This window comes from Methylosinus sp. DMC45, from assembly GCF_056313885.1.
In genome coordinates this window covers 38283-52075 of the sequence record NZ_JBQUZK010000052.1, presented here as the reverse complement: position 1 = coordinate 52075, position 13793 = coordinate 38283, and the positions used below count along the sequence as shown (strand labels likewise).

General features: G+C 68.4%; 12 protein-coding genes. All 12 read right to left on the bottom strand.

Annotated elements, in window-relative coordinates; genetic code table 11:
• Positions 1-3: 3 nt before the first annotated feature.
• The 12 genes from ACT53T_RS17290 to ACT53T_RS17235 all read right to left on the bottom strand — a co-directional run bounded on the left by ACT53T_RS17290 (position 4) and on the right by ACT53T_RS17235 (position 13787).
• The gene (locus ACT53T_RS17290; protein WP_476162171.1) at positions 4-837 is read right to left on the bottom strand and encodes a glycosyltransferase family 2 protein; all 834 of its coding nucleotides are present in this window, start codon (positions 835-837) and stop codon (positions 4-6) included.
• The gene (locus ACT53T_RS17285) at positions 837-2021 is read right to left on the bottom strand and encodes a glycosyltransferase (RefSeq protein ID WP_476162170.1); all 1185 of its coding nucleotides are present in this window, start codon (positions 2019-2021) and stop codon (positions 837-839) included. Before ACT53T_RS17285 ends, ACT53T_RS17290 begins: the two co-directional genes overlap by 1 nt.
• A gap of 13 nt (positions 2022-2034) precedes the next feature.
• Positions 2035-3108 (bottom strand): glycosyltransferase family 4 protein, encoded by a 1074-nt coding sequence (locus ACT53T_RS17280; protein WP_476162169.1) that lies wholly within the window; start codon positions 3106-3108, stop codon positions 2035-2037.
• On the bottom strand, positions 3087-4541 hold the full coding sequence (locus tag ACT53T_RS17275) for an O-antigen polymerase (protein WP_476162168.1): 1455 nt from the start codon (positions 4539-4541) through the stop codon (positions 3087-3089). Before ACT53T_RS17275 ends, ACT53T_RS17280 begins: the two co-directional genes overlap by 22 nt.
• Before the next feature lie 5 nt (positions 4542-4546).
• Positions 4547-5452 (bottom strand): glycosyltransferase family 4 protein, encoded by a 906-nt coding sequence (locus ACT53T_RS17270; RefSeq protein ID WP_476162167.1) that lies wholly within the window; start codon positions 5450-5452, stop codon positions 4547-4549.
• A gap of 334 nt (positions 5453-5786) precedes the next feature.
• The gene (locus ACT53T_RS17265) at positions 5787-6659 is read right to left on the bottom strand and encodes a glycosyltransferase family 2 protein (RefSeq protein WP_476162166.1); all 873 of its coding nucleotides are present in this window, start codon (positions 6657-6659) and stop codon (positions 5787-5789) included.
• Entirely contained in the window at positions 6656-7615 is a 960-nt protein-coding gene (locus tag ACT53T_RS17260) for a glycosyltransferase family 2 protein (protein ID WP_476162165.1), read from the bottom strand. The genes ACT53T_RS17265 and ACT53T_RS17260 overlap by 4 nt, the downstream gene beginning before the upstream one ends.
• Entirely contained in the window at positions 7609-8778 is a 1170-nt protein-coding gene (locus tag ACT53T_RS17255; RefSeq protein WP_476162164.1) for a glycosyltransferase, read from the bottom strand. Before ACT53T_RS17255 ends, ACT53T_RS17260 begins: the two co-directional genes overlap by 7 nt.
• Positions 8775-10061, bottom strand: coding sequence for an ABC transporter ATP-binding protein (locus ACT53T_RS17250; RefSeq protein ID WP_476162163.1), 1287 nt, complete (start codon positions 10059-10061; stop codon positions 8775-8777). Before ACT53T_RS17250 ends, ACT53T_RS17255 begins: the two co-directional genes overlap by 4 nt.
• Positions 10061-10927, bottom strand: a complete 867-nt coding sequence (locus tag ACT53T_RS17245; protein WP_476162162.1) for an ABC transporter permease — start codon at positions 10925-10927, stop codon at positions 10061-10063. The genes ACT53T_RS17250 and ACT53T_RS17245 overlap by 1 nt, the downstream gene beginning before the upstream one ends.
• Positions 10924-11550, bottom strand: a complete 627-nt coding sequence (locus tag ACT53T_RS17240; protein ID WP_476162161.1) for a hypothetical protein — start codon at positions 11548-11550, stop codon at positions 10924-10926. The genes ACT53T_RS17245 and ACT53T_RS17240 overlap by 4 nt, the downstream gene beginning before the upstream one ends.
• Complete coding sequence (locus ACT53T_RS17235; RefSeq protein WP_476162160.1) at positions 11547-13787, bottom strand: GumC family protein; 2241 nt, start codon at positions 13785-13787, stop codon at positions 11547-11549. Before ACT53T_RS17235 ends, ACT53T_RS17240 begins: the two co-directional genes overlap by 4 nt.
• Between the last annotated feature and the right edge of the window lie 6 nt (positions 13788-13793).

Here is a 13793-nt window from a genome sequence, read left to right as displayed (position 1 = left end):
CGGCTAGCGGACTTGCTCGCGCTCGGCGGCCTGTTGCGGCGCCGGCGCGGTCTTGGTCGGCGGGGTCATCCGCTTCTCCAGCGCCATCAAGGCGAGGATCGACTCCGCGACGAGCCGCTGCAGCGCGTAATAGAGGCCGGCGCGGCCGTCGAGAAACAGGCCCTTGGCGAAATAGGCGTAGAGGAAGACGACGATCGGCGCCAGCGGCGGAACGCTGCGCAGACGGCGGATCAGCGCGGGCGGCTCGTCCGCGTCCAGCCGCTCGACCTCGCGCGCCATATAGCGAATTTGCGAGGCGACGAAGCGCGCCGTGGATTTGCGATCGTCATGGGTGATCTTGCCCGCGAGCGTCTCGACCGGGCCGTCGACGCGCCAGCCCTCGGCATGGCCGCGATCATAGACGGAAAAGCGTCCTCGGCGCAGCAGCACGGCTTTCGGCGGATAGAGCGAGCCGCTCAGCGGTCGGCCGAAAATCTCATAATCGAAGCCGATCTCATAGGCCGCGACATCCGGCCCCGGCCGCAGCGCGCGCAATTCTTCGATGAGCGCGTCGCCGAGCCGATAATCGGCGTCGAGGCGCAAGATCCATTCGGTGGCGACGCCGGTCTGCGTCATGGCGAAGCGCCATTGGCTCGCGTGATTGTCGAAAGGCCGCGAGAAGACGCGCACCCGTGGATCGGCGCGCAGGATCGCCAGCGTTCGATCGGCGCTGCCGCTGTCGACGACGACGATGGACCTCGCCCAGCGCAGCCGCGACAAAATGCGGGCGATGTTCGGCTCCTCGTCATAGGTGAGGAGAACCGGGGTGATCCGATCCAGCAGGGAAGGGCGGGTCATTACGGGACGCCTCGCAGGGAAGATTGCTTTAGCACATCTTCGTACTGCGCGACCATTTCCGCGGCGACGGCGGTCCAGCTCCATCGTAACTCGACAGCGGCGCGTCCGCGCGCGCCCATCTCCTCCGCGGCGCGGGCGTCTGCTGCGATGATCGCGAGCCCGCGCGCGATAGAGCCGGCGTCCGGCGCGACGACGACGCCCGCGCGCGCGGACGCGACCGCCTCGGCGGCGCCGGTCGTGCGGGAAACGACGACCGGCCGGCCATGCGACATGGCCTCGAGCGCGACATTGCCGAAATTCTCATTGAGCGAGACGAGCGCGAGACAGGCGCAGGCGCGATAGAGCGCCGAGCGGTCCGGCTCGCCGATTTGCCGCGCGACGATGGTCATGCGCCCGCTGACGCCGATCCGCGCCGCGATCCGCGCCAGCTCCCCCGCCTGGCCATGCTCCTCATTGCCGGCGATGACACAGCGCAGATCGGGCGTCAGAGCGACGGCCTCGATCAGAGCGGCGAGATTTTTCTTCCAGTCGATGCGTCCGAAGGCGAGGACGAAAGGGCCGCCGGCGATGGCCGCGGCGATATCGCCGCCGATCGTCTGCTCTGTGCGCAATTCGGCGGCGTCGACGCCGTGGCCGATGACGGCCAGAGGCGGCAGATCGAAGCGAAAGGCGCGCAAATCCTCGGCCTCGCGCCGTGAGGCGAGATGGAGCGCCGCCGCCTCGCGAATGGTGCGGCGCTCGAACAGAGCGATCCAGGCGGATTTGATGAGCGCGCTCTTGGCGCGCACCAGCGAGGCGACCAGCATTCCATGCGGCGAGAGCACATAGGGCGCGCCGCGGCGCGTCGCGATGCGCGCCGCCGCCAATGTCGGCCACAGAAAGACGGAATGGAGATGCAGAATATCGAAATCCACCGCATGGCGCCGCAGCGCCTCGCCCATTGCGGGGGATCGGTAGAGGCGCCGTCCCGGCCCGGTCGCGAAATAGGTGACGCCGACGCCGTCGAGATCGACGCGCGCGCCGAGCGGCGTCGGCGAGACGCCGGGACCATCGACATTTGTCGTATAGACCTCGACCGCATGACCGAGCGCCGCTTGCGCCTTGGCGAGCCCATGCAGGGCATGGATCGTGCCGCCATAGCGGACCGCCGGCAGATAGGTGGGCGTGACATGGAGGATGCGCAATTTCGTGCCTCCCTCAGAGCGCCTCGGCGAGGCAGCCGAGCATCGCCTCGACCAGCCGCTCGCAGCCGACCTCGACGCGATAGTCCAGGCTCTGCGCGCGGCCATTCGCGCCCATGGCGCGCAGCCGCGCGATCGGCGTGCGCGCGATCTCACGCAGCGTCCACTCGAGCGCGGCGCCGTCGCCGGCCGGAATCAGCCATCCATTTTCCGCGGTGACGCGCTCGACCGCGGCGCCGGTCCGATCGCTTCCCAGCACGGGCATGCCGGCGGCCATGCCCTCGATGACGACGAGCCCCCAGCCGTCGTGCCGCGAGGGCGCGATCAGCGCATCGGCGCGGGCGTAGATCTGCGGCAACGCCTCCATTTGAGCGAAGCCGACGCGCTCGATGTGATCTGGAAAGCGATGCGCCAGCCGCTCCACATCCGCGCGCAGCGGTCCGTCGCCGACGAAGATCGCCTCGAGCGCGACGCCATCGGCGAGCATTCGCTCGAGAGCGGCGAGAAGGAGATCGACGCCTTTGCGCGCGATCAGCGCGCCGGAGAATAGGAGGCGCGGCGCGCGCGGCGCGGCGTCGCCGCGCTCGATCGCCAGAAAGCCCGAGAGATCGGATGTATAGGGCAAGTTTCGATAGCGCCGGCGCGGGCCGAACTCGCGCCGATAGGAGGCGACGGCCATCTCGCCCATGCCCCACATTTCGGCGGCGCTCGCGTGAAAGGCGCGCATGGCCCAGCGCCGATAGAGCGCGCCGAGAAGGGGCGGCGCCTGATAGCCGAAGCGCTCCCCCCAGAATGCGAAAGGACGGCCGGAGGAAACGCGCAGCTTCAGCAGCCGCCGCGTGAAAGGATTGCGATAGGCGCCGAAAACGCAGAGATCGCTGTCGCGCATCCATTGCGCGAGGCGCTCGAAAGGCGTCTCGCCGCAGCAGGCGTGCTCATGCGCCAGCGTCGGCGCGCGCCATTCGCGGTCCGGCGCGCGCATGCGCTCATAGATAACCCGCAGCGCGATCCGCCCATCCGCGGCGAGGAGATCGAACAGGCGCGCCTGATAGGGCGAGGGCATGTTGGTCACGATGACGATGGTTCGCATTTCTGGTCGCTATCGTCTCGTTCAGACGGCGCCGTTGCGCCGGATCGGGCGCTGGATCTCTTGGAGGTGACGAGGCTGACGACCGTCCATGCGAGCACGGCGTAGGTCATCAGAATGATTTCCTGCATCGAGCGCATGCCGACGAAGAACACCATCAGGCCGAGGCAGTAGAGAACGCGGGCGTTCTCGCTGCGCTCGCGCAGCAGCGCCGTCCAGGAGGCCGCCGCCCAGCCGAGCAGCAGCGCGCCGAGCACGACGGCGGCGATTCCATAGGAGGCGTAGAGCTCGCCGATGATCGAGCTGGAGAGAGAGACGTCGGATTTGCCGACCAGCCCCGGCAGGCTGAAGCCGGCGTCGATCGGCTTGTCGGGCCAGAGCGCGCGCGGAATGGGGCGCACCAGCACGTAATAAATCTGCTTCCAGCCGACATATTCGACGACATCGGGAAAGTAATGGATGATCTGCGCGAGCCGCAGGAAATTGTCGTCGACATGAAACTGGCCGGCGAACTCGAAATCCTCGAGGCCGACGTCGCCGCTCAGAAAGCCGTCGAGCCCGACATTGCGGATGAGCAGAATGAATTGCAGCAGGCTCAGCACGCCGACCGCGCCGCCGGCGACGACCGCGGCCCGCACGATGGAAAAGCGCTCCTTCAATATCATCCACAGCAGCAGGCCGGAGCCCAGCATCATGCCGATGATCCGGCGGCCGCCGCTCTGCGCGATGAAGGCGCAGACGATGGCGGTGAGCATTACGGAAATCCAGACGCGCGGATCGGCCCAGCGCGCCTTGGCGCGCGTCGCCACCAGCACCGTCGCCGCCGGCAGCACATAGCCGAAATAGGCGAGATGATCGATGAAGGCGTCCCAGCCGCCGAGATCGCCGCGCGACCAGGGCGCAGCGAAGCGCGGCTGAAACAGCCCGTCGATCATCCGCGCCGGATCGAATCTCGCCGGTATTCCATAGGAGGAGATGCACAGGGCGAAGCAGAGGCAGACCGCGATGAAGGCGTTTTGCACGGGCAGATCGGCTCGCGCGGCGCGCGCGATCGGCCTCGGCGCGCCGATCGCTGGGATGAGCCGTCCGAGCGGGATGAAGAGGGCGAAGACGGCGATCGTCTCCAGCGCGGCGATCACATCGTCGCGGCCGAGCTCGTCCAGCGGATAGGCGCCCTGCAGCAGATCGAGCAGGATCCAGTAGATGATCGCGACGAGGAGAAGATTCTCCGCATGCAGCAGGCCGTGCAGCCCCTCGACCAGAGCGCGCATGAGCGGGATGGCGAGAAGGCTCGTCGCCAGAACCGCCGCCGGCAGGAACATGGCGCCCTGCGGCGCGTAGTCGATTGGCGTCAGCGCGACGGCGAGGACGCCCCCGGCGCCGATGATGGCCGAGCCGGCGAGCGCGACGCCGGCGTCGCCGGGAAGCGGCCGCATGTCCGCTAGGCTCCCGCGGCCGCGTCGCGCCGGCGCAGCGCTTCCCGCCCGATCTCGCGCAGCTGCGCGATCACCGCCTCGGGCGTAAAATCGGCGGCGCGGGAGATCGCGCGGGCCGACATTGCGGCGAGGCGCTGCGGATGACGTAACGCCCAGAGCAGGGCGTCGCGGAGCGATGCGGCGCTCTGATCCGGCAGCAGCAGGCCGCTCGCGCCGTCGAGCACGACGTCGCCGCAGCGCCGCGAGACGATCGCCGGCAGCCCATGCGCTTGCGCCTCGAGCTGGGTGAGCGCGAAGCCGTCGGAATGCGTCGGCAGGACGAACACATGCGCCTTTCGATAGAAGCCCGAGGTCTCGTCGCGCGGAACCTCGCCGAGGAAGCGAATATCGGCATAATCCTTTTGCGCGGCGGCGCCCAGCTCATCGCGTCCGACGACGAGAAAGCGGATCGGCTCGCCGCGCAGCATGGCGGCCGCCTCCAGCAGCGTCCGCGCGCCTTTGCGCAGCGAGAAGGCCCCCAGAAAAAGCACGATCAGCGGTTGATCCGCATCGAAACGCTCCGGGTATCGCAGCGCCGCGCTCGGCGTCTCGGCGCGATACATCAGCGGCGCGACGGCGAGCTTCTCGCGCGGGACGCCCTCGGCGGCGAGACAATCGCGCGCCCAGGCGGAATTGACGAGGATCATATCCGCCGTCTCGCATTCCTCGCGCCAGCGGCGCCAATAGGCCTCCGGCGGCGCATCCGCTCGCGCGCCATCACTTCGCGCCAGCGCCGAGATCAGCGCCGCCTCCTGTGGGCCGCCGTCGATCTGATTCAGTATGGCGGCGAAGCCGCGGCTCCGCGCTGCGCGCAAGCTCTGCGCGGCGGCGTAGCTGTAGCAGAGCGCGACGCCGCCCGTTGGCGCGCGCATGCTCTGCAGCCGCGCCGCGGCGAAACGATCGAAACGCAGATTATCGGCGTGGAGGCCGGACCAGTTCGCGCCCGGCGTCAGCCGCGCGACGCCCCGCGAGGAGATGGAGGGGAGCGTGTCGGCGAGGACGCGCGCGCTTTCGAGCCGCGCCGAATAGCGCGCGGCGAGACGGGGGCTCGCGGCGCGCAGCGCGCGGCTCCATGGACGATCGGGCGGCAGCCATATATCGGTGAGGAACGCGCGCAGCAGGCCGCGCTCGTGCAGAGCGGCGGGCAGGGCGTAATGCTCGCGCGCGCCGATCTGGCAGACGATCCAATCCGTGGGGTCATGCGCGTCAGAAATCGCTCCAGCCTCCTTTGCGCAAGGCGAGCTTGGCGGCGACCGCGGCCTTCGACACGAGGCGCCTGTGCGCGCGCATTCGCCAAAGATGATGCGGGATCATCGCCAGCCCGGCGAGAACGCCGCGCCTGCGTCCCATCCGCAGGCAGAAGAAGACACGATTGGCGATCTGCAGCGCCGCCAGCGGATAGAAGCGCGGCGGATAGCGCAGAAAGGCGAGCAGCGCGATATTGGCGATGCTCGCCGCATTGACGCCCGGCTCGGCGTGATGCGCGAGATCGGAATTGTGAAACACGCGCAGATAGGGCGTGAAGACGAGCCGGCGCCCGCGCTCGATGAGGCGCAGCGCCATATCTTCCTCCTCGACGCCATAGGCGAGCGGCAATGGCAGATAGCCGCCCGCCTCGAGAAGATGGCTGCGCCGAAACACAACGCCGCCGCCATTGAAGCCGCAGGTCTCGCGCAGCGCGCGCCGATCCGGCGCCGGCGCCTCGCCGGGATGGACGATCTGCGACGTCGCCAGAGAGAGGTCGGGGAAGCGCGCGAAAATCTCGCCGGCGCGGGCGAAGAAATCCGCGTCCATAGGATAGGAATCATCGTCGAAAGCGGCGACGAACTCGTGGCGCGCGGCCGCTGTCATCCGGCTGCGTCCGCCGCCCGGTCCGACGCGCGTCTCGCTGACCATGACGCGCGCCGCCGGAAAAGCCGCGCGCACCGCACCGGCGCAATCATGCCGCGCGGCGTCGACGTGAACGATGATCTCGGCCGGCGGCGGACGGCAGGCCTCGAGCCGCCGCAGCGTGTCGAGCGTCTGCGCGACGCGCGCGAAGGCCGCTACGGTCGCGGTGATCTGCGGCGGCTCGCTCATCGTTCCGCCCATCCGGCGACGATGCGGGCGAGGCCTTTCGTGCGCCCGCGCAAAATCTCGCGCGAGAGCGGCCCCGCGGCGCCGAGCAGCCGCATCGTCGAGCCGAGAGATTCGAGAAATGCGTAAGCGACGATGAGCGAGAGCGCATGCGCGCGTGAGCGCCCGAGCGTGCGACGCAGGATCATATAGCGATTGAATATGTCGTCCTCGGCGGCGATCCGCGGCGAGACGCGCCCGCCCGGCGCGTGAAAATGCGCCATGCGCGCGCGCGGCGCGAAATAGAGCGCGCCGAAGCGGCGCAGCTTCAAGGAGAGATCGACATCCTCGCTCATCGTGCAGCGATGCAGGAAGAAATCGGAAAAGCCGCCGGCGGCCACATAGGCCGAACGTCGGATCATCGCCGCGGCGCCGCCGATCCATTCGATCTCGGCGATATCCGGCGGAGCCGGCGAGAAGCCGTAGCGCAGCAGCGGGCCGATGACGCGCCCCTGCCATTCGCCTTCGCGAAAGCCGAGCAGGCGGCGCAGCACGAAGCGCCAGACGCGCGTCGGCGGCGGCCAGCCGTCATTGCTCATATTCGCCATCACGCCGACGCTGTCGGCCCGCGATGCGAGCGCCTGGGCCAGCTCTTCGACGCAATCTTTCTCGAGCGCGACATCATCGTCGAGCAGCAGCAGCAGCGCTCCCCGCGACGCCTCGATCGCGGCGCGGCGTTGCCGCACGGCATTGGGCGGCGAGACGGCGAGGAGGCGGATGGCGAGGCCGCGCGCGCGCCAGATCGGGTCCTCGGCGACGGCGCGTGTCTCCGCATCGCCGCCGCCATCGGCGATGACGATCTCGCAAACGCCGAGCGTCTGCGTCGCGAGGGTTTCGAGAAGCCGTCGCAGCGATTGTGCGCGGCCATAGGTCGGCACGATCGCGCTGATCGTCGGCGCGGCGTCGCTGGCCTCTAGCATCGCGCCTCTCCGAGGCCGAGCGCCGCAGCGAATTTCGCCTGCGCGCTTCGATAGGAGAAATCGCGGTCGCCCGCATCGCCGGCCGTCTCGCCGAGGCGTCGGCGCAGCGGAGGATCGCGCGCCAATTCGGCGAGCGCCGCGGCGAGCGTCGTCACGTCCGGCGTCTCGACATGCAGCAGCGCGTCGCCATTGGCGCGCGACCATTCCGCCGCCGTGCAGTCGGGCGGGCCATAGAGAAGGATCGGCAGGCGCGTGAGCGTGTAATCGACGAGCTTGCTCGGAAAGGAGAGGCGCATGGCGCGCCGCTCGTTTTCGAAAAAGGAGACGGGAAGAAACAGAGCGTCGGCGCGCGCCGTCAGCTCGGCGAGAAAATCTTGCCCCGCGACCATGCCGCCGATGATGGTCGAGGCGTCGCAAAGACCGATGGATCGCGCCGCCGCTGCGCTGAGCGGTCCGAAGATCAGCAGGCGCCCGCCGATGGCGGCCATGGCCGCGGCGGCATCGCGCAGCGCCGCCGCGAGGCCCGGCCAATGAACGCTGCCCGCGAAAACGAGCGTGAAGGGACGCTCCGGCCGCGCCTGCGGCGCAGGCGGCGTCGCCTCGCGCGCGCGGAACGGCGGCAGCACATCGCCCGGCGCGCCATAGCGGACGGCGTAGTCCTCCGCCATTCGCGCGGAGATGCAGAGCCGTGACGCAGCGTTGCGATAGGCCTCGCCGAAATAGCGATCGCGCGCGCGCTCATGCGCCGCGTCGCGCAGAGCGGTGCGCGGCCAATCGTCATGCATGATGACATGCAGCGGCAGGCCGCGCCGCGCCGCAAAGGCCGCCGCCGCACGCCAGGAATGATGCTGTCCCACAGTGACGACGGCGTCCACGCGCCAATCGCCGACGCGCCGCTGCACGCGCGGCGCGTCATAGGGGGCGAAGCGCTCGACCGCCGCCTCGAAATAGGGCGCGAAGCGTGTGAATTGCAGGCGCGGCGGCTTGCGCGTCAAGCCCGCATAGCGCACGCCCGGCAGGCGGCGAGCCGGGTCGGAGGGACCGAGATAGCCCTCGACGATCTGCAGATTTTCGGCCGGCCACGACTCGAGCAGCCGATACAGAAACAGCGAGCCGTGACAGGAGCGCTCGACCGGCGCGCAGCCGCAATAGAGGAGATTCATGCGCGCCTCTCGCCGAGCCGCGCGAGCTTGGGCGGCGTCGTCGAGGGCAGGGCGACGAAGCCGAAGCCGAAGGATTGCCTGAAGTCCCAGCTGCCGCCGCCGACATTGGAGAAGGGCGTCTCGAAGGCGATCGCCTCATGGACCTGGTGGTCCCAATTCACCATCGTCACCGCCGTGGCGACATCGATGTAATATTGTCCCGAGGCGAGGTGGATCGGCGCCGCCTCTATCGTCAGCTCATAGCAGCCGGGCTCTGCGGGCAGCGACATGGCGTCGAAGTGGCTCAACGACCAGAGCGCGATGCGCGCGCGCTGCGCATTGGCGAGAAACACATCGACGGAGAGGCCCGGGGTTCCGTCCGTGTCGAGAATGATGCGCAGCCGCAGCGGCGTCCCCGGCAGATAGACGCGCGTCGGGCCGTCGTCGCCGATCAGCTCGACCGAGCGTATGCGCGTATGCGCGCCGGCGCCCCAGTCGCGCTCGGCCTCGTCGACGCCGCCGTCCTGCTGCAGCCTGCCATAGGCGGCGATGGCCTCGTCCACGCCGCCCTGCAGCACGAGCCGTCCGCGGTCGAAGACGAGGCCGCTCGTCGCGAGACTCTTCACCGCCGCGAGATTATGGCTGACGAGCAGAACCGTGCGGCCGCCTTTGCGCGAGACCTCGTCGATCTTGCCGAGGCATTTTTGCTGAAAGCGCGCGTCGCCGACGGCGAGCACCTCGTCGACGACGAGAATGTCCGGCTCGAGATGCGCGGCCACGGCGAAGGCGAGGCGCACATACATTCCGCTCGAATAATGCTTCACCGGCGTGTCGATGAAGCGTTCGATCTCGGCGAAATCGACGATGGCGTCGAAGCGCTTCGCAATGTCGGCGCGGCGCATTCCGAGAATGGCGCCGTTGAGAAAAATGTTTTCGCGGCCGGTCAGCTCGGGATGAAATCCCGTGCCGATCTCCAGCAGGCTGGCGACGCGGCCTGCGAGGGTCACGCGGCCTTGCGTCGGATCGGTGATGCGCGAGAGTATCTTCAGCAGAGTGGATTTGCCGGCGCCATTGCGACCGACGACGCCGACGATCTCGCCCTCGGCGATCTCGAAGGAGACGTCGCGCAACGCCCAGAAGCGCGTGTCGGCCTCGCTAGCGCGCGCGCGGCCGCGCAGCCGCGCGAATGGCGCGGCGGCGGCCTCCATCAGCGCCTCGCGCAGCGTGCGATAGGCGCGCGCCGGCGCGCCGATGCGATAGAGCTTGGACACGCCCTCGGCGCGGATCGCAATTCCGCCGCGCATCACACGATATCCGCGAAGCTGCGCTCGACGCGCGCGAAATAGGCGATGCCGAGGCAGAAGATCACGAGCGCCGAGGCTCCTGAAACGACGACGCCGAAGGCGTCCGGTGGCGATCCGATGAGCGCGTGGCGAAAGCCGTCGATCATGCCGGCCATGGGATTGAGGAAATAGAGCCAGCGCCATTCCGCCGGAACGAGGGAGACGGGATAGGCGACTGGCGAGGCGAACATCCAGAATTGGATGAGAAAGGGCACGATATGGCGAAAATCGCGATAGGCGACGGTGAGCGCCGACAGCAGCACGCCGACGCCGAGCGCCGCGATGACGACGCCGAGCACGAAGAAGGGCGCCGCGAGCTGGCTCCAGAACAGGCCGACTCCGTTCCATGCCATGACGGCGAAGAGCAGCAGCGAGGAGATGGCGAGATCGACGAGCGGCGCGCCCGCCGTGGACAGCGGGATCAGCAGGCGCGGGAAATAGACCTTGGTGACGATGTTGGACGAGGCGATGAGCGAGGCGCCCGCCGTCGGCGCGACATTGGCGAAGAAGGTCCAGGGCAATAGGCCGGCCAGCGCGAAGACGGGGTAGGGCGCGCCATCGGACGGAAGCCCGGCGAGACGTCCGAAGACGATGGAGAGCACGATCATCATCGTCAGCGGCTGCAGCAGCGCCCAGGCGGCGCCGAGCGCGGTCTGCTTGTAGCGCAATTTGAGATCGCGCATGGCCAGCACATAGAGCAGCTCGCGATAGGCGAAAGCCTCACGAAAATCATAGAGGCGCCAGCCGGGGCGCGCCTCTATGATGGCGATGGGCCTGCGCGCATCGTCGCGCATCGAGGCCGTCGCGCGCTCGTCCATCGGGCTCATCTTTCCCTCGCCGCGGGCGTGAGGCCGATTTCGGCGATGATCGTCTCGCCCGCGGCGCCGGCGCGCAGCAGCGCCTCGCGTATCTCGGTCTTCGTCTGGTCCGGCGAGAGATAGACGATGGCGACGAGCGCCTCGCGATCGGCGCCGGTCGCCCCCGCCCATCCGCCGAGCAGATCGTCGACGATGCTGTGGTGCGCGGCGGCGGAGAGCTGCGGCCAGAGCGGAATGCCGAAAGCGGCGCGCCGCGCCATCAGCCAGCCCTCATTGCGGCCGACGAGGGCGGACATGAGAAGCGCGCGCTCGACCTTCGCCATCGGCTCGTCGGTGTCGAATCCGGCCTGCGCATAAGTGAGCCAGGCGCCGCCGGAGAGCGGGGCGCGCATCAGCAGATTGCGCGCGCGCTCGCGCCGCTCTTCGTCGCTCGCGCCGGCGTCGAGCTCGAGCAGCCGCGCGCGCGCCAATGTTCCGACCATCGGATCCTCGAGGAAAGGCGCGAGAGTCTTTCGCGCTGTTCTCGCCTCGGCGGAAAGATCGGCGAGGCCGAAGGAGAGGACTCGCGCGGCCGCCGCCATGGCGGCCATGCAGAGCGCGATGACGACGACGGCGGTCGCGATGCGGCTCATTCGGCGTAGTATTTCTTGTAGTAGCGGCCGCCATAATAATAGGAATAGGCGTGCTTGCCGTATTTCTGCGCCTTGGAATCGATCACCTGATTGAACACCACTCCGGCGACCTTCTTGTGGCCGGAGAGCCGCTCGACCGAATGCGCCACCATCTCGCGCGCCGTCGACGACCAGCGCACGATGAAGATCACCTTGTCGACGAGATTGGAGATGATGAGCGGATCGACGACCGGACCCATGGGCGGCGTGTCGATCACGACGAGATCGAATTGCTCGCGCAGGCTCGCGACCAGCGTCCGCAGCCGCTCGGACAAGAGCAGATCGGGCGGGTTCTGCGTCTTGCCGCCGGCGGGCAGAAACCAGAGTTTCAATGTCTCATTGTAGACCAGCGCCGAATGCAGCTCCGCCGCGCCGGTGAGGCAATCGACGAGGCCGAGCTTCTTATCGGCGCCGAAATAGCGCGAGGCCGAGGGACGGCGCAGATCGCCGTCGATGACGAGCACTTTTTGTCCCGATTGCGCCGCCGAGCCGGCGAGCGCTATGGCCAGCGTGGATTTGCCCTCTCCGGGAATGGTCGAGGTGAATTGCAAGATCTTCGGCGGATTGTCCACGTCGCTCATCTGAATGGCGCTGCGCAATGAGCGCAGCGCCTCGCTGAGGCGCGACAGCGGCTTGGCCAGCGGATATTCGGGAATGGAGACGACGGCGCCGTTCACCGACAGCTCGCGGTGGTCCATGCGCGAGATGGAGGCGAGCAGCGGCAGAGCGAGAAAATCCTCGATCTCGCGCGGCGTCGCGAAGCCGGCGTTGAGCATCTCCAGCGCATAGGCGCCGAGCGTGCCCGCCATAAGGCCGAGGACGAGAGCGACGAGCAGGGATTGAAGCGGCTTGGGCGAGGTCGGCGTCACCGGCGCCAGAGCCGGCGTGATGATGCGGGCGTCGCGCGCCTCGAAGGTCGATTGCTCCTGCGTCACGCGCTCGCGCTGCAGAAAATCCTCGAACAGGCTCTTGTTGACGGCGGCGGTGCGCTCCAGCTCGCGCAGCGTTATGGCCTTCGTATTGTCGAGATCATTGGCGCCGGTCACTTCCCGCAGCGTTTTCTCGATCGCCTCCTGCCGCGCCTTCGCCAGCTCGTGCTCATTGCGAATACTGGCGGCGAGGCGCTGCGACTCGGCGGCGATGGCGCGGTGAACGTCGGCGATCTGCGCGCGCAGATTGACGACGGAGGGATGGCTCGGATTATAGCGCGCGAGCAGCTCCGCCTCCTGGCGCGAGAGATCGCTCGCCTGTCGGCGCAGCTCCGCGCTGGCGCCGCTGGAGACGTCCGGCAGCTGCCCTATGCCGCCGCCGCGCGCCTCGAGCTTTTGCAGCATGTCGAGCCGCGCCTTCTTCTCGGCGGTCTCCGCCCGCGCCTGCACGAGACGGCCGTTGAGCTGGGCGAGCTGATCCTGATTGAGCGTCGCGCCGGGCGTCGCGCCGGTGAGATTGTTCTCCGCGCGAAAGCGCGCCACGGCCTCCTCGGATTCGCGCAGCTGCTGGCGCAGCTCGACGAGGCGATCGGACAGCCAGGCGGAGGCGCGCCGCGCCGCCTCGAAACGCGCGTCCAGCTTGTCGACCACATAGGCGTCGGCGATCGCATTGGCGAGATTGGCGGCCTTCTCTCTGTCCGCGGAGGTGAAGGAGACGTTGATCACATAGGCCTGGCCGGCGCGCGCCACGGCCACCGCCTGCTTGACGTTCTCGACGGTGGCGACCGTCTCGGGAGAGCCGCCGAGCGCGGAGGCGATCGTTTTGGCGGGCGCCTGCTGCGGCGAATTGCGGGAGAGCAGCTCGCGCAGGCGGTCGAGGAGGCCGCCGCCGCCGTCGCGGGTCCGCGCGCCGAATTCCGCGTCCTCGACGAGCCGCTCCTTCTCCACGACGCGGCGGAGCAGCGCGCTGGATTTGATGATGGCGATCTGGCTCTCGATCGTCGGCAGATCGAGAGCGGCGTCGGTCATGATCGCGTCCTGACCGCCGGCTTTTTCCTTATGCGGATCGAGCAGCAGCTGCGCCGAGGCGGTGTAGAGCGGCGTCGTGCGCGCCGTCTCGACGGCGGCGACGAGCAGGAAAAGCGCGGTCACGCCGGCGATCAGCTTCCACTGACGCCAGACGAAATTGACATAGCCATGGATGTCGAAGCCGGCTTCCGCTTCGGCCGGCGCGGGCGCCTCCCTTTGTGTCTCGAGACGTTTCAGCATCGAATG

Excerpts from the sequence above, each read along its gene's own strand:
- ACT53T_RS17275 (WP_476162168.1), bottom strand. The coding sequence starts at position 4,541 with ATGCGGCCGCTTCCCGGCGACGCCGGCGTCGCGCTCGCCGGCTCGGCC.
- ACT53T_RS17255 (WP_476162164.1), bottom strand. The coding sequence starts at position 8,778 with ATGAATCTCCTCTATTGCGGCTGCGCGCCGGTCGAGCGCTCCTGTCAC.
- ACT53T_RS17240 (WP_476162161.1), bottom strand. The coding sequence starts at position 11,550 with ATGAGCCGCATCGCGACCGCCGTCGTCGTCATCGCGCTCTGCATGGCC.
- ACT53T_RS17250 (WP_476162163.1), bottom strand. The coding sequence starts at position 10,061 with ATGCGCGGCGGAATTGCGATCCGCGCCGAGGGCGTGTCCAAGCTCTAT.
- ACT53T_RS17280 (WP_476162169.1), bottom strand. The coding sequence starts at position 3,108 with ATGCGAACCATCGTCATCGTGACCAACATGCCCTCGCCCTATCAGGCG.
- ACT53T_RS17270 (WP_476162167.1), bottom strand. The coding sequence starts at position 5,452 with ATGCGCGCGCCAACGGGCGGCGTCGCGCTCTGCTACAGCTACGCCGCC.
- ACT53T_RS17290 (WP_476162171.1), bottom strand. The coding sequence starts at position 837 with ATGACCCGCCCTTCCCTGCTGGATCGGATCACCCCGGTTCTCCTCACC.
- ACT53T_RS17265 (WP_476162166.1), bottom strand. The coding sequence starts at position 6,659 with ATGAGCGAGCCGCCGCAGATCACCGCGACCGTAGCGGCCTTCGCGCGC.
- ACT53T_RS17260 (WP_476162165.1), bottom strand. The coding sequence starts at position 7,615 with ATGCTAGAGGCCAGCGACGCCGCGCCGACGATCAGCGCGATCGTGCCG.
- ACT53T_RS17245 (WP_476162162.1), bottom strand. The coding sequence starts at position 10,927 with ATGAGCCCGATGGACGAGCGCGCGACGGCCTCGATGCGCGACGATGCG.
- ACT53T_RS17235 (WP_476162160.1), bottom strand. The coding sequence starts at position 13,787 with ATGCTGAAACGTCTCGAGACACAAAGGGAGGCGCCCGCGCCGGCCGAA.